Source organism: Candidatus Formimonas warabiya (genome assembly GCF_002777255.1).
GTDB classification, from domain to species: domain Bacteria; phylum Bacillota; class Dehalobacteriia; order Dehalobacteriales; family Dehalobacteriaceae; genus Formimonas; species Formimonas warabiya.
In genome coordinates this window covers 3,032,113-3,054,942 of the sequence record NZ_CP017634.1, presented here as the reverse complement: position 1 = coordinate 3,054,942, position 22,830 = coordinate 3,032,113, and the positions used below count along the sequence as shown (strand labels likewise).

Below are 22,830 nucleotides of genomic sequence, written 5' to 3'. Positions count from 1 at the left end.
TCGAAAAACGCAAAGGAGGAAAAGTGAGTGGCTTTCAGAAAAATGTTTCTTAATATCAACGGATCTGAGCGTATTCTGCTCTGTGACCCGGACCAGGACACCTTGGCGGATGTTTTGAGACGGTTGGGACTTACCGGAACAAAAGTGGGTTGCGGGACCGGACAATGCGGAGCATGCTCCGTGATTTTGGACGGTAAAGTTGTCCGGTCCTGTGCGAGAAAGATGAAGGCGGTCCCCGAATATAGCAAAGTGATCACCATCGAAGGAATCGGCACCCCGGATCATTTGCACCCCCTGCAGCTTGCCTGGATTGTCTATGGGGGAGTGCAGTGCGGTTTCTGTACGCCGGGATTTATTGTTTCGGCCAAAGGACTGCTGGACACAAATCCCAAGCCTACCCGGCAGGAGGTGCGGGACTGGTTCCAGAAACACCGTAATGCCTGCCGGTGTACGGGGTACAAGCCTCTCGTGGATGCTGTGATGGCTGCGGCCCAAGTGCTCCGCGGTGAAATGGCTATGGAAGAACTTTACTTTAAGATTCCGGAAAACGGCAGAATATACAATACGGCCTATCCCAGACCGGCCGCCCTGGCCAAGGTGACAGGGACCTGCGATTATGGCGCCGATATCAATATGAAGCTTCCGGACGGGGCTTTACATCTGGCCCCTGTTTTTGCCGGCGTGTCCCACGCCAGGGTTATTTCTATCGATACATCGGCCGCGGAAGAGATGCCGGGTGTCTTTAAAGTAATCACCCATCAAGATGTGAAAGGAACCAACCGGATCAATTTTCCCGTAGGGTCTCCCCTCTCTAAGATGAGTGGCTCGGAACGGCCCATTTTGATGGATGAGAAGATCTTCCGGTACGGAGACGTCTGCGCCCTGGTTGCCGCGGATAATGAGAAAAATGCCCGGGCAGCAGCGCAAAAGGTCACCGTACACTATGAACAACTGCCCGAATACTTAAACGCATTGGACGCTTTGGCGGAGGATGCCATGGAGATTCACTCCGGCTATCCCAATATGTACTATGAATATCCCTTGATTTATGGAGAAGATACAGCTCCTATCATGGAATCGGCCCCCTTTGTGGCAGAAGGCAGTTATTACACCCAGAGGCAGCCCCATCTGGTGATTGAACCGGATGTATCCATGGCCTATACCGACGAAAAGGGTATGCTCACCATTCATTGTAAATCTCTGGCTCTCTATGTGATCAAAAATGCCATCGCCGCCGGGGTGGGGGTTCCGGCAGATAAAATCCGGCTGATAGAGAATCCCACCGGGGCCAGCTTCGGCTATACCATTTCCCCTGCCGCCCAGGCACTGGTTGCTGTGGCCACCCTGGCCACAGGACGGCCCTGTTGCCTCGGATTCAGCTATGAAGAACACCACCATTTCACCGGTAAACGGGCACCTTCCTTTACCAATCTGAAAATGGCGGCGGACGAAAAGGGCAAGCTGCTGGCCATGGAATTTGAGATTGCTTATGATAAAGGAGCCTTTACGGAAGTGGCCCGGGTGATTACCAAGGGCATCCGTTTTATGGGTGCTCCCTACGTGATCCCCAATGCCATTGGCCTGAGCAAAGCAGTAACTACCAATCATGCCCATAGTACGGCATTTAGATCTTTTGGCTCGCCCCAGACCTTTGCCGCCAGTGAACAGCTGATGGATGAACTGGCCGAAAAAGTGGGCATGGATCCTTTGGAATTTCGTTATCTCAATGTGTACCGTCCGGGTGACAAGAGCATTAACGGCCATACCTTTGATGTTTATCCCATGCCGGAATTAATCGACAGGCTGCGCCCCAAATATCAGGAAGCCCTGGAAAGAGCCAAGCGGGAATCAACTCCTGAGAAAAAACGGGGTGTGGGGATTGCCTGCGGCATGTACAACGTCACTGCCGGTATTAATGACCATTCTGAAGTGGCTTTGGAACTGAACCCTGACGGCACGATCACCCATTATAATACCTGGGAAGACCAGGGGCAGGGAGGAGATATCGGTACCCTGGTGCATACCCATGAAGCGTTGCGTCCTTTAGGAATCAAGCCGGAACAGATCAAACTGGTGATGAATGATACGGCCATTTGTCCCAACTCGGGAAATGCTTCCGGCAGCCGTTCCCACTATATGAACGGAAATGCCACCCTTGATGCCGCCCAGAAGCTGATGCATGGGATGCGAAAAGCCGACGGTACCTTCCGTACCTATGATGAAATGGTCAAAGAAGGGATACCCACAAAATATATCGGCGTGTATGATACCACCGGGCATACCATCGACCTGGACCCCAATACGGGACAGGGGGATCCGACGCCGGACTATACCTATGGCATTTTTATGGCGGAAGTAGAAGTGGATACGGCCACGGGCAAGACCAAAGTATTGAAAATGAATTTGGAAGCCGATATAGGCGTGATCGGCAGCAGGCAGGCCGTAGAGGGGCAGGCTTATGGGGGGCTGGCCCAGGGCGTGGGTCTGGCCTTAACGGAGGATTATGACGATGTGATGAAGCACAGAGGCTTAATCTCCTGCGGATTTCCCTTTATCAATGATATCCCAGATCAACTGGAAATCGATCATCTGGAGACACCAAGGAGCAGAGGTCCCCACGGGTCCGCCGGTTGTGCGGAGCTGTATTTGACATCTCCCCATGTAGCGATTATCAATGCCATCTATCATGCTTGCGGGGTTCGGGTGAGAGAGTTGCCCGCCACACCCGACAAAGTGCTGGCCGGCCTAAAGGCACGGCAAAAGGGTGAGGTACAAAAACCGAAGAAATATTTCCTGGGCTCAGACCTGTATGAACGGATCGCAGAGATCAAGAGAAATCCTTTTATGCTAAACCGGTAAAAGGATTCAAGCATGAGCATGTCCTGGCTGTACCTTCACCGGCGGCCAGGATATTTTGAATATATCCGGATGTTTCCATAAATTTGCGGAATTGGGGTTGCTTTTATGGACATGAAAGAAATACTCTGTGCAGGGGATAAATGTATCCAGGAAGAGCCTGCTTTTTGCACCAATCAGTGTCCCGTGCATGTGGATGTGCGTTTCCTGATGGCCAAAGTGCAGCAGGGCGACTTCACAGGCGCCTTTAAACATTATCAAAAACAGGTCATGTTCCCCGGTATTATCAGCCGCATTTGCCCCGCGCCCTGCCAAGAGGCCTGTTTAAGAAGTCAGCTGGATCATCCTCTGTCTATTCGGCTGATTGAGAAAGCCTGTGTTGATTTTACCAAAACAAGTGCAGTGAACCGGTTTGCCATACCCCGGAAGAAGAAGCAGGTCTGCATCGTGGGAGGGGGCTTAAGCGGGCTCAGTTGTGGGCTGAACCTGTCCCGCAAGGGATATCAAGTAAAACTACTGGAACAATCCGGCCGCCTGGGCGGTAAGCTGTGGCAGATGAGCCCGGAAATGCTCCCTCCGGAAATCATCTCCCAAGAGCTGGATTTGGTCCGGAATGATGAGGACCTGGAAATCTTTCTTCATACAAAGGTTGACCAACTGGACGGCCTTGAGGGGGATGCCTTCTTTGTAGCAACCGGAAGGGAAGGGGATCCCTTTGACCTGATTAATGCCGAAGATCACAGGGTATCCTTCCATCCCCTCACCCTGGAGAGTTCCCAAAAGGGCGTGTTTGTGGGAGGCAGTTTGCTGGCAACAGAGGGGGAGGATTCAGCGATCAATTCCATCGCCCAGGGTCTGCGCGCCGCCAGGTCCATAGAGCGGTATTTAAAGAATGCCTCATTAACGGAAGGGCGGGAAGGGGAAGTTTATCAAAAGACCAGGCTGCACACAAATCTTCCCCATCAGGAACCAAAACCCGCTGTTTTGCCCGCCCGCCCTGGTGCCGGCTATACGAAAGAAGAAGCAGGGGAAGAGGCAGGCAGGTGCCTTCTTTGTGAATGTAAATCCTGTGTCAGGGCTTGTCAATTGCTGGAACGGTATCGGGAGTACCCCAAAAAATACATTACCAATATCCAGCAAAGTTTACACTTGTTCGAAGTCGTGGCGGGCCGTTTTATCAATTCGTGCAACTTATGCGGTTTGTGCAAGGAAGTATGCCCCACGGACCTTGATATGAGTGAAATCTGTCTGAGCAGCCGGCGCATTTTACACCGGGGCGGCAAGCTGCCCCCGGCGTTTCATGATTTTTGGCTCAGGGATATGCAATTCAGTGGCGGTGAAAAAGCTTTTTTATCCCTGAATCCGCCGGGACGGGAAAACAGCTCTTACCTGTTTTTTCCCGGATGTCAGCTGGGTGCTTCCCGCCCCGAATATGTGATCAAGGCGTACCAATATCTCTCCACCCGTCTCCCCAACGGGGTTGCCCTTACTTTAGGCTGCTGCGGCGCGCCTGCGGCATGGGCCGGCCGGGAAGAACTGCACCATCAAGTGATCCAAGCGGTACAGACAAGCTGGGAAAAGCTGGGGAAACCGACGGTGATTCTAGCCTGCCCTACCTGCCTGAAGATGTTTCAACAATATCTTCCTGAGCTGAAAGCGGTGACCCTGTGGAATGTGATCAAGGAATATGGGCTACCGGAGGAGACGGCGAGAGGGAATGGGATCACGGTTACCGTTTATGATTCCTGCTCCAGCCGGTATGACCCGGCAACACAAGAGAGCATCCGGCAGTTGCTAGGGCAAGCGGACTATCACATCGCCGAATTGCCTTACCATGGCAAGTATGCCCAGTGCTGCAGCTACGGCGGGTTGATTTACTCCGCAAATCCTACCCTGGCCCAAGAGATCATCAAAAAGAGGACCGAGGCCAGCCCATACCATTATGTGACCTACTGTACCAACTGCCGGGATACCTTTGCCGCCGACGGCAAAGCTGCCTGGCATATGCTGGATTTGCTCTTTGGAAGTGGCTCTGAGCACGAGGCAAAAAGAAAACCGCCCAGTCTGTCCCAAAGGTGGGAAAACCGCATTACGCTTAAAAAACAGTTGCTAAAAGAAATTTGGGGCGTGGATGTAACCATGGATCAACGGGATCATGAGAGGATCGCCCTCTTGGTACCTGCTGAAGTGCAGGAAAAAATGGACCGGGAGCTGATTCTCCTGGACGATGTAAAAGGGGTAATCCATTACGCAGAGAGCACGGGAAATAGGCTTTTTGATACTAAGCGCAAGCATTTCATCAGTTATCTCCCAAAAGGCATCATTACTTATTGGGTAGAATATTTGCCAAAGGAGGATTCCTATGAAATAATGAATGTGTATAGCCATAGGATCCGGATTGGGGAGGGCGAGCGATAATATGCAGAATGAACAAGATACAGCTATTATGTGCGACAAGTGCAAGGTCTATTTGAAACCGGCAAAAATAACGCTCAGTTATTTAGGAAATAGTTTTATTACAGAATTGCCCAAATGCCCTCTCTGCGGTCTGGTCTATTTGTCGGAGGAGTTAGTGAAAGGAAAAGTAGCCCAGGTTGAGATGTCTCTGGAAGACAAGTAGGGTTGTCAGGGGGACGGGGTTGTTGACACTCGTGTCAACAACCCCGTCCCCCTGACAACCCCCCTGACAACCTGGCAAAGGAGGCGAAGGAATGGGAGTATACGAAAATCAGGCATGGATAGGATTGCCCGGTCATGCCATGCGTCCGGGAGGGCTGGCATTAACGGAGAGATTGCTGGAACTGGCCCAGTTGCAGCAAGGCGCAGGCATCCTTGTGCTCGGCTGCGGCATGGGAGGCACGGTCGCCCATTTGGATGCCTTGGGATATCAGGCCCTCGGTGTTGATTGCTCCCCGGACCTGATCCGGTGCGGACAGGCGGAATACCCCCAGAGCAGGCTGATGGTTGCCCGGGGAGAAAATTTACCTTTTGCGGAGGGAAGCTGGGAGGCCGTTCTTGCCGAATGCAGTTTATCTGTGATGGAACAGCCTGATGTACTGCTTGCGTGCGCCCATGTACTCAAGCCGGGCGGCAAGCTGCTCATATCCGATGTTTATGCCCGGCAGGAGGCCAGTGAGAGCGCCCTGAGCGCCGTTGAAGTGCGCCGTTTCCTTACAAGGGCCAAATGGGAGGAACTTCTTGATAGATGCGGATTCCGACGCCTTTTGTGGGAGGATCACACGGCTGTCTGGAAAGAGTTTGCGGCCCAAGTGATCTGGGAATACGGAAGCCTATCCGTCCTAGGGGATTGCCGGTTGGGACAGGACATTGCTCTTGTGAAACCGGGATATTTCCTGGCTCTGGCCGACAAGGAAAGGAAGGAATGTGATCATAACGGATAAACAAGACCGCCTGGTGCTGGAAACTACCGGGAGTATGTGGAGAAATATCCCAGAACTAGAAATGACTTTATGTAAAGGAAAAAAATTTTTTCTTGTGGGAATGCGCAAGATCGTTTAAAATAGTATCAAATATCTTGAATATTCCTTCAAGTCAATTGACCTGTAACGGATGTTATGGCCCTTTGACCTTTAGGTGCAACGGGAGACGGTTGTGCCTCCCAATGTGGAAAAGAGAAGGTAAACGGGTGAAAAACCGGTCTTTTCTGCTAAGAAAAGGACCGGTTCTATTTTGTTTGGACGGATATCATCATGTAGCCTTGGGACATGAGGAAAACCTGATGGCCATGGATGCGGTGGGGACGGCATTTGGGACAGAGAAGGTTTTTAGGCGCTGTTTTACCATGGAATGCAAAATAGGGAATGGAAGGGAGTGTTGTGTGTGGATGCAGTTAAATTAACGATTGATGGAAGAGAAGTTGAAGTTCCGGCCGGGACAACCATCTTAGAGGCTGCCGAACAAATCGGCATTGATATCCCCCGGCTGTGTTTTGATCCCGAATTAAGCCTTCAGGGATCTTGCCGTCTTTGCGTTGTGGAAGTGGAAGGAGCCCCGCTTTTGTCGGCTTCTTGTGTGACCCCGGTGGGACGGGGCATGGTGGTGCACACCGAGTCTCCTCTTGTCGTGGAAACGAGACGAACGATTTTGGAACTACTTTTGGCCAACCATCCTCTTGACTGCCTGACCTGTGAAAAAAATGGAGACTGCAGGCTGGCGGAATACTGCTACCGGTACGGCGTAAAAGACAGTTCCTTTGCCGGGGAGAGACATCATTACCCCATTGACGACAGTAATCCTTTCGTACTGCGGGATATGAACAAGTGTATTCAGTGTGGCAAATGTGTGCGGGCCTGTGCCGAAATCATTGGTAAGGACAATATTGATTATATTAACCGAGGGTTTGACAGGAAAGTGGCTACTTACGGTGACAAGCCCTATGTGGATTCGGTGTGTACATTTTGCGGCAATTGTGTAGCGGTGTGTCCCACCGGTGCTTTGACAGAAAAACCGATGCAGGGGAAAGGCCGCCGCTGGGAATTGGACCGGGTCAGAACGACCTGTCCCTTCTGTGGAGTCGGGTGTAATTTTGATCTTTGTGTGAAAGACGGCAAATTGGTGGGGGTCCTTTCCAACCCGGACAGTCCTGCCAACGGCCGGGCCCTGTGCGTGAAAGGGCGGTTTGGCTGGGATTTTGTCAACAATGAACAGCGCTTGACAACGCCGTTGATTAAAAGAGAGGGAAAATTTGAGCCTGCCTCCTGGGAGGAGGCCATTGATCTGATTTCCACCCGTTTCACGGAGATCAGGGAAAAGTATGGACCCAAGTCTTTTGCCGCATTAAGTTCAGCCAGATGTACCAATGAAGAAAATTTCTTGATGCAAAAATTTACCAGGGCGGTGATGGGCACAAACAATGTAGACCACTGTGCCCGTACCTGACACGCTCCCACAGTGGCCGGTCTGGCCACTACTTTTGGCAGCGGCGCCATGACCAATTCTATTGCCGAGATCAGCGGGGCGGAACTGCTCATGTTGGTCGGCACCAATACCACGGAAGCGCACCCGGTCATCGGCTATAAAATGCGGCAGGCCAAGCGCCGGGGCGCGAAACTGATCGTAGTTGACCCGAGACGCATTGAACTGGCGGAGGAAGCCGATTACTGGCTGCGCCTCCGGTCCGGTACCGATATCCCTCTGCTCAACGGGTTGATGCACATTATTATTAAAGAGGATTTGCAGGACAAAAACTTTATTGAAGAAAGAACGGAGAATTTTGCCGCTCTGAAAGAAACCGTGGAAAAATACACCCCGGAATATGTTTCCCGCCTCACCGGTATTCCTGTAGAGGACCTGTATGCGGTGGCCCGTCTTTATGCCAAGACAGATAAGGCCATGCTCTTTTATACCTTAGGGATTACGGAACACGTATGCGGGACAAGCAACGTGATGAGTATTGCCAACCTGGCCATGCTTACCGGCCATTTGGGCCGTCCCCACACCGGAGTGAATCCCATCCGGGGTCAGAATAACGTGCAGGGCGCCTGCGATATGGGGGCGCTGCCCAATGTTTTCTCCGGTTATCAAAGGGTGGTTGATCCGGCTGCCCGCACTAAGTTTGAAACCGCCTGGGGAGTAACTTTGCCGGCGGAAAACGGGTTGATGATTCCCCAAATGTTTGAAAAGGCCAATGAAGGGGAATTAAAAGCCATGTATATTTTGGGGGAAAATCCGGTTCTCACCGACCCCAACACCAATGAGATCCGTTCCGGACTGGAAAAGCTGGAGTTTTTGGTGGTGCAGGAGCTGTTTCTCTCAGAAACCGCCCAGTATGCCGACGTGGTGCTGCCGGCGGCCAGCTTTGCGGAAACCGACGGCACTTTCACCTCTACGGAGCGCCGGATTCAACGGGTACGGAAAGCGATCAACCCGCTTCCAGGGCAAGCCAATTGGCAGACCATTATCTCCATCAGCAATGCCATGGGCTATCCCATGAATTATACGCATCCGGAGGAAATCTGGCGGGAAATGGCCGCCCTTACCCCTTCTATGGCGGGAGTTTCCTATCCTCGCTTGGAAGAAAAAGGCATGCAATGGCCCTGTCCCACGGCCGACCATCCGGGGACACCATACCTCCATGGCAAGTCTTTCAGCCGGGGTCTGGGATTGTTCCAGCCCTCCGAGCATATTCCTCCGGTAGAAATACCGGACGAACAATTTCCTTTTCTTTTATCGACGGGACGTATTTTATACCATTATAATGTCACCACGCCTTACTCAAAGGGTATTCAGAGCATGTGGCCGGAAGAAATGGCCCAGGTGAATCCGGAAGATGCCGCCCGTTTAGGGGTGGGGACAGGAGAAAAGGTGAAAGTGATTTCCCGCCGGGGAGAGGTTACCACACGGGCCCAGGTGACAAACAAGGTGCCTGCCGGCATGATCTGGATGTCGTTCCATTATAAAGAAAGCCCCACCAATGTTCTCACCAGTCATGGGCTGGACCCGGTTACAAAGACGGGAGAATATAAAGTATGTGCGGTTAAGATCGAAAAAGTAGGGTAATACGGCTAGGGGACCAGGTGCCTGTGTTCCTTCTAAATTCAACCGAGGACAGTTTTTATAATCTATCATCCGCGATGGAGGTGAACCAGCTGTGACTGATTATACAGAAATTATCAATAGCCGCAAAGATCTTCCCGGAGGACTAATTGAAGCCTATCACGCGATCCAGAGAGAATATAATTATATTCCTGAAGAAGCGGTGCGTGAAGCGGCCCAAGTATTTGGGCTTCCTTTGGCGAAGGCCTTTGGGGTGGCTACTTTTTATTCCTATTTGAAAGTGGGACAACGGGGTAAATATGTGATTCGCATCTGTGCAAGCGCTCCCTGTCATATTGCCGGAGCAAGCGAGGTTGTTGATGCCTTGGAAAAAGAATTGGGTATTAAAATGGGAGAAACCACGGAGGACGGAAAATTTACCCTGGAGTGGGCGGAATGTGTGGGGCAGTGCCAGGATACCCCGGTGTTTACGGTGAATGGCAAACCCTTTGGCGGATTGAACAGGGAGCAAATATCCCAGGTTCTGTCCCTGTATAAATGATTTAAACAAGTGAGGGTTGGGAAAGGTGAGGAGGGAACTTAACTATGGGTGAAGAGATGCGCATTGTGCTGCGTAATTGGGGAAAAATTGACCCCCTCAAGATTGAGGACTATATAGGCACAGGTGGATACGAGTCCTTAAATAAAGCGCGTCATATGAGCAGGTTGGACGTCATTGAAGAAGTGAAAAGATCCGGGCTGAGGGGGCGAGGGGGAGCAGGCTTTAATACCGGCCTGAAATGGTCCTTCTCTCACAATATACCTGCGGATGAAAAGTATGTCATTTGTAATGCCGATGAGGGGGAGCCGGGGACCTATAAAGACCGCATCCTCCTGGAAAGCGATCCCCACAGTGTGCTGGAAGGGATGGCAATCTGCGGCTATGCCATCGGAGCAAAAAAAGGCTATATTTATTGCCGCGGTGAGTATCCATTTTTAGTGGACCTTTTGAATACCGCGATTGCCCAAGCCAAGGAAAAAGGGGTTTTAGGGGATTTTGACGTGGAAGTGCGCATGGGTGGAGGTGCCTACGTCTGTGGAGAAGAATCGGCCCTGATCGAATCCATCGAAGGCCACCGGGGAGAGCCCAGGTTTAAGCCGCCTTTTCCCCCGGTATCCGGACTCTGGGGAAAACCTACCATTGTCAACAATGTGGAGACATTTGCCAATATTGGGCCAATTATGGAAAAAGGTGCCGACTGGTATGCCGGGATCGGAGCAAAAAGCTATCCCGGGACCAAGGTACTGTCCTTGACGGGAGATGTGGCAAACTGTATTGTCATTGAGGTACCTACCGATACCACGATCAGGGATGTCATCTATGATTTTGGTGGCGGCGTGAAAAATGGCGGTCAGTTCCAGGCGGTGCAGATTGGGGGAACATCCGGTGCTTTTATTCCGGAATCCCTGCTGGACACGGCCATTGATTTCGATTCCATGCGGAAGATTGACGCTACCCTGGGAACCGGGGCTGTCTTTGTGATGAACCGGACCAGAGACGTGGTCGATATTGTGACAAGAATCGCCAAATTCTTTGTCCACGAGTCCTGTGGAAAGTGTACTCCCTGCCGGGAAGGTTCCTTCAGGTGCCACGAGATGCTGACCAGAATCAATGCAGGAAAAGGGACCGCAGAAGATATGGATAAGATTACCCGGTTAGGCAGGATCATGCAAAAAGCCTGTTTGTGTGGATGCGGCCAGGCTGCCCCAAGTCCGATTCTGACTACCCTGCAGCACTTCAGGCAGGAATATGAACGAAAGCTTGCGGCGGTCTGACAGAAGAATTATTTGATACGGCTTGTAAACTCTTGACAATATTTACCCCTCAACACATAATTAATAATAGAAAGATGATCTTCCCAAAATAATTTTATAATAATTCCGAAAAGGCAAACCCGGTGAAAACCGGCGACGCAAAACTACGGACCTTACGGTTTTACCCAAGGCAGCCGAGTTACCGAAGAGTATCTCATTGATGTTGCTTTCTGACTCTGTTCTGGTAAACCAAGCAGAGTCTTTTATTGTGCCGGCAAAATCAATAGATGAAGACCACAATTTCCCAGGAGCTTCTGGAATGGTCACCGTAGACAAAGAGACGGGTTTTGAGGAGGGAGAATTTTTTTGGACGTTAAAATGGTCGCTCCATTTGTAGATGCCTTTTTTGAAATACTGTTACAGTACGGCTTCTCAAAAGTAAAAAGAGGGAATCTCAGTTTAAAGGATAAGCTTCTGGCGACCAATGAGGTTACTGCTTTTATCGGCCTTTCGGAGGATATTAGGGGGATCGTGGCCTTTAGCATGAACCAGGAAACAGCCAAGGGGATTGCATCTATGATGATGATGGGAGTTCCTGTGGAGGAATTCGATGAGATGGCGCAAAGCGCGATTTCTGAGATGGCAAATATGGTTACGGGCTGTGCCTCCATCGGTCTGGAGCAAAATGGCCTGTCCGTCCAGATTTCTCCACCTACCCTTATTGTGGGGAATAATGTGCGGGGGCGGTTAAGCCGGGTTAAAACATTAGTCGTTGAGGTATTAACGGAAGTGGGCATGGTGGAAATAAACGTAGGTTTGGAGATGTAGCCGTAGGCGGCAACAAGGATTCCGAGCACCCAAAAGTGATCTCGGAATTTTTATTTTTTGAAGGATCCTGGGGGAGGAATAAAGGACAGGCTGGTTAATTTGGTGGAATGGATTTATAATATTTTGGGATGAAAAAAATAGTTTTAGCTCAAATTATTCCTATCAATAGATGCTGAATTCTGTTTTGAGTGAGGGACAAAGATGGGTAAAGTGGCAGGAAGTGGCTGTGATAGATTAATCCCGGAGGGTGAGCGGGCCCCCCTTCAGGAAATTGAAAGAAGTATTATTACGAAATATAAAAGGCAGATTTGGTCTAAATTTCTTACGGCAATCAACGATTTTCATTTAATTGAGGACGGAGACAAAATTGCGGTTGCAGTTTCCGGGGGAAAAGACAGCACCATTATGGCCAAGTTGTTCCAGGAACTGTATCATCATGGCAAGAGAAATTTTGCCCTGGAGTTTATTGCCATGGATCCCGGTTATCACGAAGACATCAGGAAATTACTCCTGGAGAACTGCCGGCAATTAAATATTCCCATTCATCTATTTGAGTCCGATATTTTTAAAATTGTAGATCATATTGCCCAGGACTATCCTTGCTATCTCTGTGCCAAAATGCGCCGGGGCGCATTGTATGCTAAAGCCCGGGAACTGGGATGCAACAAGCTGGCTCTGGGCCATCATTTTAATGATGTGATTGAAACAACTTTGTTAAATATGTTTTACACCGGATGCTTCAAAACCATGCTCCCTAAATTAAGGTCAACCAATTTTAAAGGGCTGGAATTGATCCGTCCCCTTTATTATATTGAGGAACAATATATTGAGAAATTTACTCAGGAGCACGGAATTTGGCCTCTTAACTGCGCTTGTATGGTGGCTGCGGAAAAGACGGCCAATAAACGGTATGAAATAAAAGCCTTGATTCAGGAACTGAAGAAAAAAATTAAGAACGTGGATCACTTCATTATGAAATCGGCCCAAAATGTCAATATGGATTGTATTGTAGGCTGGCAGCGGGAGGGCAAAAAGCATTCCTATTTGGATTTCTACCAGGAAGAATAAAGATGCATGGTACCGCCAAGGCCGGGGGAATCACCTCCGGCTTTTTGATTTAATTGTTTTTCCCGGTACCCGGATCCCGAAAAGCCCTCTGGGCTTTTTTATACTTTCAGAATTTATAAGTTTCAAAAGGTTGAAAGTATAAGTGCAACTAAGGCTTCCGCCGTCGCCAGAGGCTTGGCGCAAGCCAAGTTTTCTAGTGCCCCCATACCGGGGAAATTCTTTTGAATATCCTCTATTTTTCTACATATCTTTGATAATGAATCCTTTTTCTGATCGATGGTCCCGGTAAATGATAAATTGAAGGGTGATGATGCCATGAAGGAAAAAGCTAAAAAGATGATTTATCATCACTGGAGAAAAAAAGTTAAGAAAGTATCTAAATTTGGCCCTGTTTGGAAAGTGAAAACGAAACACGGGCAATATTGTTTGAAACGGTGGAAGCATGGAAAAGCCCGCCTGCTTTTTGCTTATCAGGTCATTGAACAATTATGGGAAAGGGGTTATTCCAGAACACCCCGCCTCCTTCCCGCCGTGAACGGCCTGCCCTATGCCAAGAATGATGAGGACATCTTTGTTTTGACAAAATGGGTAGGCCGGCCCTTGCGGGGGGAATCAAAAACAGAATGGACCCTAGCCGCTAAAGAATTAGCGGCCTTTCATCTCATGTCCCAAAACATTTATTTACCCCCCCAGGTGGAGCGATACTATTTCTCCGGAAAATGGCTGTTCCGCTTCCCGAAGCGGATTAAAGAAATGAAGGAGGCCTTTGACCGGTTTAAAAATCCCCAAAATATTTTTGAGGAGGAAGTGAGCAAAGATGCTCCTCTCGTACTGGAAACGGCCGAGGCCGCATTAGAATTATTAAGAAAATCTGCCTACCAAAGCATGGTAGAGGAAATTTACACAAGGCCCATGCTGTGCCATGGTAACATCAAAGCTAAAAATTTTACTATCGACGATGACGGCGCGGTCTTTGTGATTGATTTTGATTCTTTTCGGCTCGATTTGCCTGTGCAGGATTTGAGCGCCCTATTTTTTGCCGCTCTCTCATGCACCGGCTGGTCCCTGCCTTTTGCCCGGACCTTATTTGAGTCTTATCATGTAGTACGTCCTGTCAAACAAGAGGAGATTCCTATTCTAAAGGCCATTCTGCTGTTTCCCGACGATGTGTATAAAACCATTCATAAGTACTGCCAGGGAGAAAAGAGTCCGGAATCCTCCCTGAAAAAATGGCAGAAAGAATTCTCCCGCTTTATTCAACAACGGCTCTTTTATAAAAAGTGGTTTTCCTGGCTGGGACAGGATGATATCTAGAAAGGGTCTGATGTTGTATTAGCGGGGAATTATCCATATAATTTAAGGAGAAGGTATGGATGGACAATGTTCTGAAATGAAGGGACGGGTAATGATTGGATTGGCATTTTGACAAAGAAAAATGGCAGCCTTATTTAGATGACTGTTTTCACCGGCTGCATGAAATTCCGGAAGTGAGCTGGCAGGAGTATCGCACCACCGCATGGATCAAGGACCGGTTAAAAGAGTTGGGGTACGATCTTATTACCATCCCCAACAGTACCGGCCTGATCGGCATGCGGGGAAAGGGACCTTTTACGGTAGCTTTACGGGCAGATATGGATGCTCTTTGCCATTCCACCGGTGCAGGGGAGCAGATCTTGCATTCGTGCGGCCATGATGCCCACATGGCCATGGTTCTCACTGCTGCCGGAGCCCTAGCTCCCCTCAGCTTGCCGGAGGGGACGGCCCTGAAAATCGTCTTTCAACCGGCGGAAGAGCAGGGAGAAGGTGCCCTGCGTTTGATCGAATCGGGGGTCATGGACGATGTAGACTTTCTTTTTGGCGTACACCTGCGCCCGGGTGATGAATTGCCCGCAGGCAAATTTTCTCCGGCCGTAAAACATGGAGCAGCCCAGACGATTTACGGAGAACTGACGGGCGTACCTGCCCATGGAGCACGCCCCTACTTAGGAATCAATGTGATTGAGGTGGCAATGGCGTTTTTGCACCTGCTGCAAGGTCTTCATTTTACCCCGTTGACGCCTGCTTCGGTAAAGATGACCCGTTTCATGGCCGGCTCGGAAGCGGATAACATTATTCCGGGATATGGCCGCTTCACCCTGGACCTGCGGGCCGGAACCAATGAACAAATGGAGAAACTGACGGCACAGGTGGAAAGGATGGCTTCCCATGTCTCGGCAGCCTATGGAGCGGAGATAAAGCTGTCCACCGTGGGGAAGACTGTGGCCGCTGAAGTAAATAGGGAAGCGGAAGGTATTTTGTGCCGGGCGATTAGGGATAGTGCAGGCCCGGAAAGCCTAGCCTCTTCCCTTGCTACGCCGGGGGCCGAAGATTTCCATTATTATCCCCACCTTTGCCCCCGCATCAAGGCGGCCATGATGGGCCTGGGGTGCAATGTACAGCCCGGTTTACACCACCCGGAGATGCATTTTGAACACGCTTATTTAATCCACGGCGCGGAAATACTGGCCCGGGCCGCCTGGTATGCCATGGAACGCCGGTAGGTTGATACACGAGTATGTTGTTTCTCAGAGGGGGCAAAATAGATGCATGATCACATCATCATCCGGCGCTTGGAAAGCATCCCGGACATGGTTGCCGTAAATGAGTTGGAAAAGCTGGTGTGGGGTTCGCAAAATCCGGTCTGTGTGGAAGAGTTGCTTGTGGTGTGCAGAAACGGCGGCTTTTTACTGGGGGCTTTTCATGGCGAGCAAATGGTCGGGATGCTGTTCAGTATACCCTGTTTTTTACACGGACAGGTCTATCTTTGGTCCGATATGATGGGGCTCAGACCGGAATGGCGCAGCCAGGGAATTGGCGAAGGCCTGAAGCGGGCGCAGGCGGAGACGGCCAGGCAAGGCGGTTACCCCCTGATTGCCTGGACTTACGACCCCTTGGAAACGGTCAATGGCTATTTGAATATGGGGAAGTTGGGCGCCCATTGTTCTACCTATCATGTGGATTACTATGGAGCGATGGAAAACCAGTTGAACCGGGGTCTGCCCACGGACCGCTTTCAGGTAGAATGGTGGCTGGACCGGCCTCGGAGCTTTCTTCTGCCTCCGGGTGCCGGGAAGAGTCTCATCTCCTGGCAATTGAACGGAGCCGGTTTTCCCCGGCCGCACCGGGTGGAGGATCCCCTTCCGGATGGGGATAAATTGGTAGTCAGCGTACCTGCCCGCTTCCAAGACATGAAACAAAAGGATTTTGAGCTGGCAAAAACCTGGAAGGAAGTAACCCGGCAGGTCTTTACCAAATGCTTCGATGCCGGCTGGGCTGTTGGAGGATTTAACCTGCGGAAAACCGACCCGGTGCATGAGTACATACTTGTGAAACGGTCTACGCTGACGGTACCGAAGGCGCCCTGGATGGCAGGAGAAGGGTAAAGGAAAAGGAAAACGGCAGTACTTTGAAAGGAATGAAAAAGAACATGGAACTGCACTCGATTACTTTACGGGCAATGTTAATGCGCATGAGGCATCCTTTCACGACGAGTCTGGGCACGGAATGGGATAAGTACTTTATTCTGGTGGAAGCCCGGGACAAGGAAGGACGCAGCGGCTGGGGAGAATCGGTGGCCTCCCGGGAACCATACTACAATGAAGAAACGGTAAGCACAAACTGGAGCATCATGAAGGAATTTCTCATCCCCTTGATTTGGGCGCACAAAATCAGTCATCCCCAAGAAATAGGAGCCATTTTCCGACATATCCGCCGCAATAATATGGCCAAAGCAGCCCTGGACGGGGCTTTATGGGATTTATACGCCAAAAGGCAGGGCCTGTCTCTGAGCCGGCTACTGGGCGGGGAAAAAAAGGAAATTGAAGTAGGCATCAGCATCGGCATTCAGGAAACGGCAGAGAAGATGGTAGAACAGGTGGAGAAGTATGTGGAGGAAGGATACCGCCGCATCAAGGTAAAGATTCAGCCGGGGGATGATATTCCTGTGGTCGCAGCCATTCGCCGGCGTTTTCCCGATATCCGCCTCATGGTTGACGCCAACTCTGCCTATACCCTGGCGGATCTGGACCACCTGGCCCAATTGGACCAGTTTAATTTGATGATGATTGAGCAGCCCCTGGCCCATGATGATATTATTGACCATGCCACTTTTCAAAAGAGAGTTAAAACGCCCATTTGTTTGGATGAAAGCATTCATTCCCGGGAAGATGCCCGGAAAGCCATTGAACTGGGAAGCTGCAAAATTATCAATATCAAGATCGGCCGGGTCGGGGGCCTAGGAGAGTCCAAGGCCATTCATGACCTGTGCCAAGAAAAAGGGATTCCCGTCTGGTGCGGCGGCATGTGTGAATCCGGCATTGGCCGGGGGCACAACGTGGCCATTACCACACTGTCCGGATTTACTTTACCCGGTGATACCGCCGCATCCAGCAGGTACTGGGTGCAGGACCTGATTGACCCCGAGGTGATGGTGGAAAAGGGCCTGATCACGGTTCCCCAGGCCCCGGGGATCGGTTATGATCCGGTTGCCCGGAGAATTGATGAATGCACCTTATACAGTGAAGCTTTCCGTCCCTAAACAATCATCATGTATTCGTTTTGTACACCTGTAAGATACTTTACGGGTGTTTTTTTATGATGGTAAGGTTGGCTCTTTGGCAGGAATTAATTTTTGAGGTATAATTAGAATAATAAATCCCGTATTACAGGATTATAGTCCCGCCAGATGGGTTACAATGTGCCAAGTCGGGCGCGTACTTGGAAAGAGCCGGGTACCGTTCTGGCGGGAAACAGTTAAAAAGGGTGGTGGAAGGATGGAAGAGAAAATCAACCGGGAGGAAAAGATTCCTTACCGGAGAATCTGGCTGGTTTGTCTTAACATTATTTTTGCCCTGGCGGGTCTGAGCATTGTTTCGCCTATCCTGCCCCAGATTAAAGCCTGGCAGGATGTGAGCTACAGTATGATGGGCTTTTTTGTCGCTTCTTACGCGATGAGCCGTGTGGTAGTGGATCTTCCTTCCGGAATCCTGGTAGATCGTTGGGGAACATGTATCGTTACTCTTTCCGGTTTTACCGTGTCCGCCCTGGGATCCCTCATGTGCGGATTTGCCCCCAACTTGTATTTTTTGATTGCCGGGCGGATTCTCTCCGGGGTAGGATCCGGTCTTGCCGTTACTTCCCTGCAAACAGAGCTAATCCTGCTCGCCCCTCCTGCCTACCGCTCCCGCTCCATGTCCTACTTTATGCTGGCCAGGAGGGCCGGAGGCTCCCTTTTCCCCTTCTTGGGAGGAGTATTGGCCGCCTGGGGCAGATGGAGAAACGTATTTTTTATGGTCTGCGTGCTGAATGTGATCGGAGCCGCGATTGCCCTCTTCACTTACTCTGCCCGGAAATCGCACCAGTTGAAAGAAAAGGACCAGGTTCTTCAGGAAGAAAAAAACGGGGACGAGAAAGAAGCTTTCTCATTCTTTCAAGGGAAATTTCTCGTCATTTACCTGGTGGCTCTGGCCATCTTCCTGAACCGGGATGGAGTAGAAAGGACCCTAGTCCCCTTTTTCGGCAGCACCCTGTCGTTGAATTCCGTGCAAATTGGCCTGGGTTTAACCTTGAGTAGCCTGGCCAGTCTGGGGGGCATCTATTTAGGAGGCAGAGCGGCAGATCATTGGGGGCGAAAACTTGTCTTGCTGGTGGGAGTGGCTTTTCTGGTCCTGGGCAATAGTCTTTTTCTCTTTGTCCACAATTATGCCATGTATTTAGGCGTCAGTTTGATCTTCGGTGTGGTGGCCTTTAATATGGGGTTGCCCAACGTGATCATAGCCGACATGTCTCCGCGCAGGCATATCGGCAAAGCCCTGGGTTTGGGCCGGCTTTTCAACGACCTGGGAACTGTGATTGGTCCCTTGCTACTGACTCAAGTAATCGATAGATTTGGTTTCGGGGTTTCATTCTATTTTGGCATCTTTCTCATGACGCTGGCCTTTTTGTTAGTAGCCGTATTTCTGCCGGAAACGAGAAAAGCAAGTTTTTCCGGTACTGGTTTAAAGCAAAGCTGGCACAAAGAAGGCTGATACCCTCTTGCAAAAATAAATGATTAAGGTATAATGAATGACAATTAATTCCATATAACTGAATCGTAATCCTACAGAATGGGAAAGGAGGATCTGTGTGATCAGTAAAGCTTTTATGATTCTGGATAGTATGGCGGGAAACCGGGATCACAATACCATCGTTGCCTTAAGTCAACGAACGGGCATTCCCAAAAGCACTGTGCACCGAATTCTGGTTATTTTAGCCGAAGAAGGAATTGTCACCACGTGGCCGAGCCGTGGTTACGTGTTAACGCCCAAACTCTTGTCCATCGGATTAAAGGGCCTGGGGCAAAAGGATCTACTGGATGTGGCGATCCCATTTATGCGGAAAGTTTCGGAGAAGACGAAAGAAACAGTTTCTGTTAATATGGTTTCCGGAATTGAACGGATTTGTGTTTACCGGATTGAAGGAGAGTACTCCATTATCCAGAATATCAAAATTGGGGACCGGGGGCCGTTGCTGAAAGGAGCCGTCGGAAAGGTGCTTGCCGCCAGGCTCAGCAGGCCGGAATTGATGAGCATGATAGAGAAATACATCTCAGTAGGAGAACTCACCGGTGAGCAGGTGCCGGAAATTCTGACGGAAATAGAGCAGGTTAGTAAACAAGGCTTTGCTGTCAGTATTGCAGAAAGAGTGCCAGGCGGGGCTTCCGTGGCAGTTCCTATACTGGATATTTCCGGGCGGGCGTTGGCTGCTTTGAGTATTTCCAGTATGGCCGAAAGGCTCTCCCCGGAGACAAAAGATGCGTACACCCAAATCTTACTTTCAACCGCCAAGCAAATAACCTTTGAAATGGGTGGTCCTCAACTTTAGTGATTTCTTAATAGTTTTTATTGAAAACAATGGAAGAAAAACTAGATATTTCTTTAAAAAGGAGTTCATTTTTAAAAAAAGGGCTGGGGCTGTAACAAAATGCTTACTAAATTTTGTTACAGCCTCGCTTTTATAAGGAATATTACTACAATGCCACGTTCTTCCACCACTTTCTCATGTGAAAAGCTATTATTTTTGTGATCGTTCTTCACTACCTAAAAATTTCCTCAAGTTTTTTATTACAGCCCGAGCTTTTTGTTCAGATTTTTGGTGAAAATTTTTATAAAAATGATTTGACAAAAGACATAAGAATATCTATAATGAGTATATACTCAATGAGTTAGGAGTCAACAAGATGAAGGAGACACAGCGGCAAATCCAGAAAAGACAAACCCGGGCGCACCTGATTGAAGTCGCCTTGCGCCAGTTTGCCCAAAATGGTTTAACCACCACCAGGACCGCCGACATCGCGAAAGCGGCCCAGGTTTCCCACGGCACTGTTTTTGCCCACTTTTCCACCCAAGAAGCATTGTTAACCGCAGTGATCGAGGAATTTGGCACCCGGATCGCCCGGCGGCTGCATGAACTGGCCGGCCAACAAAAGGGGGTGCGGGAGATTCTGGAGGCCCATTTAAAGGGTTTAACCGAATATGAAGATTTTTATACCAGGCTTGTCATTGAAGGAAGGCTGCTTCCGGAGGGGGCCAGAAATACCTTGATCATGATTCAATCGGCCATTTCTTTTCACCTGAGCCAAGCTGCGGAACAGGAGATGAAGGCAGGAGTTATTTATTCCTTTCCTGTGCACCTGCTTTTTAATACCTGGGTGGGATTAATCCATTACTACCTGGCAAACGACGATGTATTTGCCCCGGGGGAAAGCGTGTTAAAACGGTATGGCCAGGAACTGCTTGATCATTATTGGTGTTTAATTACTCGGAAGAGCGGGGCAGATGATGCCATGGACGACAAGGAGGTGAATCATGGAACATAAGATGCCGGCGGGGAGAAAATGCTATGGACATCTTGGGGGAAAGCTGGGAGAGCGTATTTTAGAACGGCTTATTGAGCTGGAATGGTTGAAATTAGCGGAAGGCAGAACAACAGTCTATCAAATTACGGAAAAGGGAACGGAAGAATTAAAAAAAATGGGTGCCAATTTAGACTAAATGAGCCAAATGTATAAAAAGAAAGACATCTGGTGATATGTCAAGACAATATCTAAATATTCTTGTCTTGGGTTTTGTAAAAAAGGGTATAGCAAACAAACCCGTCCTTAAAAGCATCAAAAAAACAGGACTAAAGGTTTGTATTTAGTTAAGTGGTTGCTTCAACAGCTCCTCTCGTTGAAATATAGAGTTGATTATTGCGTAGCAGTGCATAAATCAACCTGACAAGTTTTCGTGAAGTCAGTGCGAGTGCTCTTTTATGCTGGAAGCGAGTCGCTTCATTACGTTTTTTATGGTAGAAAGCTGTGTATTCGGGATTATGGTTTTTGATTAAACTCATAACGGCTTCGCCCAAATAATAGCGAAGATACTTATTACCTGATTTAGTCATGTAAGTAATATCGCTGGTAAGGCGTCCGGATTGCTTTTTACGCCATGTAAGCCCAGCAAACTTTGCCAGCTTTTCTTCCGATTTGAAACGGTCAATAAAACCAATTTCAGCGATAATACCGGCAGAAATCACAGGCCCAAAGCCAGGTATTGACAGAAGACATTGATAGCCGTTGCTTGATAAACCTTTTACTGCTTTTTCAATAGCAGAATCAATTGTCTTAATTTCCTTCTCAAAAGACTTAATGCAGTTAAAGGAAGCAGCAATCGCAGCGTTTAGCGGTTCATACTGCGCTTTATCCAAACGGTAGGAATCACGTGCAGCACGTTGAAGCAGCTTAGCCTTGGCTTCAGGATCAGAAAAACGGCTTTTACCTTTTTCGCAGAGAAAATCAATAAGTTCTTCTACTGGAGCATATGCAATTTCATCCGGTGATAAATAGTCAGTTAGAACTGCAACAGAAGTTGCACCAAACCTATTGGAAAAAGGATTATCTTCTTTATCTCTTGGATTAAGGACAGCTAGTTCGCTGAATTTAATAAAAATGTTGGTAAGGATATAGGACTTTTCCCTAGCGAGGCTCTCAACCAAATGAAGTCTTACTCTGGTTAGTCGTTGTAGGGCAACGAAAGCAGAACCATTAAAGGGCTCAGAGGTAATCTTGCCGGTTCTTGCAAAATCGGCAATACCATAGGCATCGTTGGGGTCAGTCTTATCCATATCTACAAAAGTATTCTGATAGGCACTTGTCACCTTGGGATTCAGGCAGTAAACCTTGATATTCAAAGCTGCCAGCTCCGGCGACTGAAAAAGATAATTGCAAAGGTGGAAGCTGTAGAAAGAAGTAGCTTCCATTGCAGTGACCACATGAGTAGCTTTGGAAGAAACTGCTGTACGAAGGATCTCCGAAGTGATCAATGAAGCTCCAGATAAATTGTTGTTAAAAGAAACAGAAGCCAGTTGATTTCCAAAGAAGTCAAGAATGACAGCATGGTGAGCGCGTAAGCTCACATCTATACCGATAAAGAGTGTTGATAGCAATTGCTTTTTCATGGTAACACCACCTTTCGTAAGAGAATATTGGAATTACCAAAAGGAGCCTCCTTGGTTCAAATGCATCAACACCCTCGCACAAATCAGAACTCTGTCTGTTGGCTGTCATGCCGGCTGCTACCCACAGCGCCAAGCAGGCAGGAACAACACCTGGGTTTGAAGTTAACAAATTGAACAAGGGAACAGTCTTTCTTTGAAGTCACCATACGGTGCAACAGGATGAATAAGAACTAACCTTTCTGTAACCCGAAGAAA

Annotated in this window: 19 protein-coding genes and 2 riboswitches; of the genes, 18 read left to right on the top strand and 1 reads right to left on the bottom strand. The window is 49.1% G+C overall.

Going from position 1 to position 22,830, the window contains the following annotated elements; genetic code table 11:
• Positions 1-42 precede the first annotated feature (42 nt).
• The 18 genes from DCMF_RS14105 to DCMF_RS14020 all read left to right on the top strand — a co-directional run bounded on the left by DCMF_RS14105 (position 43) and on the right by DCMF_RS14020 (position 21,131).
• Positions 43-2,859 (top strand): molybdopterin-dependent aldehyde oxidoreductase, encoded by a 2,817-nt coding sequence (locus DCMF_RS14105; RefSeq protein WP_148137909.1) that lies wholly within the window; start codon positions 43-45, stop codon positions 2,857-2,859.
• 105 nt (positions 2,860-2,964) lie between these two features.
• Positions 2,965-5,274 carry a pyridine nucleotide-disulfide oxidoreductase/dicluster-binding protein gene (locus DCMF_RS14100; protein WP_148135009.1) on the top strand — a complete coding sequence of 770 codons (2,310 nt, stop codon included), beginning with the start codon at positions 2,965-2,967 and terminating at the stop codon, positions 5,272-5,274.
• Position 5,275: 1 nt separating this feature from the next.
• Positions 5,276-5,476 carry a DVU_1557 family redox protein gene (locus tag DCMF_RS14095; protein ID WP_148135008.1) on the top strand — a complete coding sequence of 67 codons (201 nt, stop codon included), beginning with the start codon at positions 5,276-5,278 and terminating at the stop codon, positions 5,474-5,476.
• Between the two features lie 91 nt (positions 5,477-5,567).
• On the top strand, positions 5,568-6,257 hold the full coding sequence (gene trsM, locus DCMF_RS14090) for a DVU_1556 family methyltransferase (protein ID WP_148135007.1): 690 nt from the start codon (positions 5,568-5,570) through the stop codon (positions 6,255-6,257).
• A gap of 132 nt (positions 6,258-6,389) precedes the next feature.
• Positions 6,390-6,510: riboswitch (molybdenum cofactor riboswitch) on the top strand.
• Positions 6,503-6,715 (top strand): hypothetical protein, encoded by a 213-nt coding sequence (locus DCMF_RS14085; protein ID WP_148135006.1) that lies wholly within the window; start codon positions 6,503-6,505, stop codon positions 6,713-6,715. Its footprint overlaps the riboswitch before it by 8 nt.
• The gene (fdhF, locus tag DCMF_RS14080) at positions 6,697-9,375 is read left to right on the top strand and encodes a formate dehydrogenase subunit alpha (RefSeq protein ID WP_148135005.1); all 2,679 of its coding nucleotides are present in this window, start codon (positions 6,697-6,699) and stop codon (positions 9,373-9,375) included. The genes DCMF_RS14085 and fdhF overlap by 19 nt, the downstream gene beginning before the upstream one ends.
• 91 nt (positions 9,376-9,466) lie before the next feature.
• Positions 9,467-9,913 carry an NADH-quinone oxidoreductase subunit NuoE family protein gene (locus DCMF_RS14075; RefSeq protein WP_148135004.1) on the top strand — a complete coding sequence of 149 codons (447 nt, stop codon included), beginning with the start codon at positions 9,467-9,469 and terminating at the stop codon, positions 9,911-9,913.
• 44 nt (positions 9,914-9,957) lie between these two features.
• Positions 9,958-11,187 (top strand): NADH-quinone oxidoreductase subunit NuoF, encoded by a 1,230-nt coding sequence (nuoF, locus tag DCMF_RS14070; RefSeq protein ID WP_148135003.1) that lies wholly within the window; start codon positions 9,958-9,960, stop codon positions 11,185-11,187.
• 102 nt (positions 11,188-11,289) lie between these two features.
• Positions 11,290-11,373, top strand: a riboswitch (cyclic di-GMP riboswitch).
• A gap of 159 nt (positions 11,374-11,532) precedes the next feature.
• The gene (locus tag DCMF_RS14065; RefSeq protein ID WP_148135002.1) at positions 11,533-11,994 is read left to right on the top strand and encodes a chemotaxis protein CheX; all 462 of its coding nucleotides are present in this window, start codon (positions 11,533-11,535) and stop codon (positions 11,992-11,994) included.
• Between the two features lie 201 nt (positions 11,995-12,195).
• A complete protein-coding gene (locus tag DCMF_RS14060) occupies positions 12,196-13,062 on the top strand; it encodes a tRNA 2-thiocytidine biosynthesis TtcA family protein (protein ID WP_148135001.1) in 867 nt (288 codons plus the stop codon).
• Between the two features lie 315 nt (positions 13,063-13,377).
• Entirely contained in the window at positions 13,378-14,376 is a 999-nt protein-coding gene (locus DCMF_RS14055) for a CotS family spore coat protein (protein ID WP_214659344.1), read from the top strand.
• A 95-nt stretch (positions 14,377-14,471) separates the two neighbouring features.
• Complete coding sequence (locus tag DCMF_RS14050; protein ID WP_148134999.1) at positions 14,472-15,602, top strand: amidohydrolase; 1,131 nt, start codon at positions 14,472-14,474, stop codon at positions 15,600-15,602.
• Positions 15,603-15,644: 42 nt separating this feature from the next.
• Positions 15,645-16,484, top strand: coding sequence for a GNAT family N-acetyltransferase (locus tag DCMF_RS14045; RefSeq protein ID WP_148134998.1), 840 nt, complete (start codon positions 15,645-15,647; stop codon positions 16,482-16,484).
• Positions 16,485-16,516: 32 nt separating this feature from the next.
• Positions 16,517-17,638, top strand: coding sequence for an o-succinylbenzoate synthase (menC, locus tag DCMF_RS14040; protein WP_236860272.1), 1,122 nt, complete (start codon positions 16,517-16,519; stop codon positions 17,636-17,638).
• Between the two features lie 235 nt (positions 17,639-17,873).
• Positions 17,874-19,127, top strand: coding sequence for an MFS transporter (locus DCMF_RS14035; RefSeq protein ID WP_214659343.1), 1,254 nt, complete (start codon positions 17,874-17,876; stop codon positions 19,125-19,127).
• 97 nt (positions 19,128-19,224) lie between these two features.
• Positions 19,225-19,962, top strand: a complete 738-nt coding sequence (locus DCMF_RS14030) for an IclR family transcriptional regulator (RefSeq protein ID WP_148134996.1) — start codon at positions 19,225-19,227, stop codon at positions 19,960-19,962.
• A 355-nt stretch (positions 19,963-20,317) separates the two neighbouring features.
• Entirely contained in the window at positions 20,318-20,956 is a 639-nt protein-coding gene (locus tag DCMF_RS14025) for a TetR/AcrR family transcriptional regulator (protein WP_148134995.1), read from the top strand.
• Entirely contained in the window at positions 20,946-21,131 is a 186-nt protein-coding gene (locus DCMF_RS14020) for a hypothetical protein (protein WP_148134994.1), read from the top strand. Before DCMF_RS14025 ends, DCMF_RS14020 begins: the two co-directional genes overlap by 11 nt.
• A gap of 148 nt (positions 21,132-21,279) precedes the next feature.
• On the opposite strand, the gene DCMF_RS14015 is transcribed toward DCMF_RS14020, so the two are convergent.
• Positions 21,280-22,575 carry an IS110 family RNA-guided transposase gene (locus DCMF_RS14015; protein WP_148134993.1) on the bottom strand — a complete coding sequence of 432 codons (1,296 nt, stop codon included), beginning with the start codon at positions 22,573-22,575 and terminating at the stop codon, positions 21,280-21,282.
• Between the last annotated feature and the right edge of the window lie 255 nt (positions 22,576-22,830).

Coding starts and splice junctions, on each gene's coding strand:
- DCMF_RS14105 (WP_148137909.1), top strand. CDS start 43: ATGTTTCTTAATATCAACGGATCTGAGCGTATTCTGCTCTGTGACCCG.
- DCMF_RS14100 (WP_148135009.1), top strand. CDS start 2,965: ATGGACATGAAAGAAATACTCTGTGCAGGGGATAAATGTATCCAGGAA.
- DCMF_RS14095 (WP_148135008.1), top strand. CDS start 5,276: ATGCAGAATGAACAAGATACAGCTATTATGTGCGACAAGTGCAAGGTC.
- trsM (WP_148135007.1), top strand. CDS start 5,568: ATGGGAGTATACGAAAATCAGGCATGGATAGGATTGCCCGGTCATGCC.
- nuoF (WP_148135003.1), top strand. CDS start 9,958: ATGGGTGAAGAGATGCGCATTGTGCTGCGTAATTGGGGAAAAATTGAC.
- DCMF_RS14060 (WP_148135001.1), top strand. CDS start 12,196: ATGGGTAAAGTGGCAGGAAGTGGCTGTGATAGATTAATCCCGGAGGGT.
- DCMF_RS14055 (WP_214659344.1), top strand. CDS start 13,378: ATGAAGGAAAAAGCTAAAAAGATGATTTATCATCACTGGAGAAAAAAA.
- DCMF_RS14045 (WP_148134998.1), top strand. CDS start 15,645: ATGCATGATCACATCATCATCCGGCGCTTGGAAAGCATCCCGGACATG.
- menC (WP_236860272.1), top strand. CDS start 16,517: ATGAAAAAGAACATGGAACTGCACTCGATTACTTTACGGGCAATGTTA.
- DCMF_RS14035 (WP_214659343.1), top strand. CDS start 17,874: ATGGAAGAGAAAATCAACCGGGAGGAAAAGATTCCTTACCGGAGAATC.
- DCMF_RS14025 (WP_148134995.1), top strand. CDS start 20,318: ATGAAGGAGACACAGCGGCAAATCCAGAAAAGACAAACCCGGGCGCAC.
- DCMF_RS14020 (WP_148134994.1), top strand. CDS start 20,946: ATGGAACATAAGATGCCGGCGGGGAGAAAATGCTATGGACATCTTGGG.
- DCMF_RS14015 (WP_148134993.1), bottom strand. CDS start 22,575: ATGAAAAAGCAATTGCTATCAACACTCTTTATCGGTATAGATGTGAGC.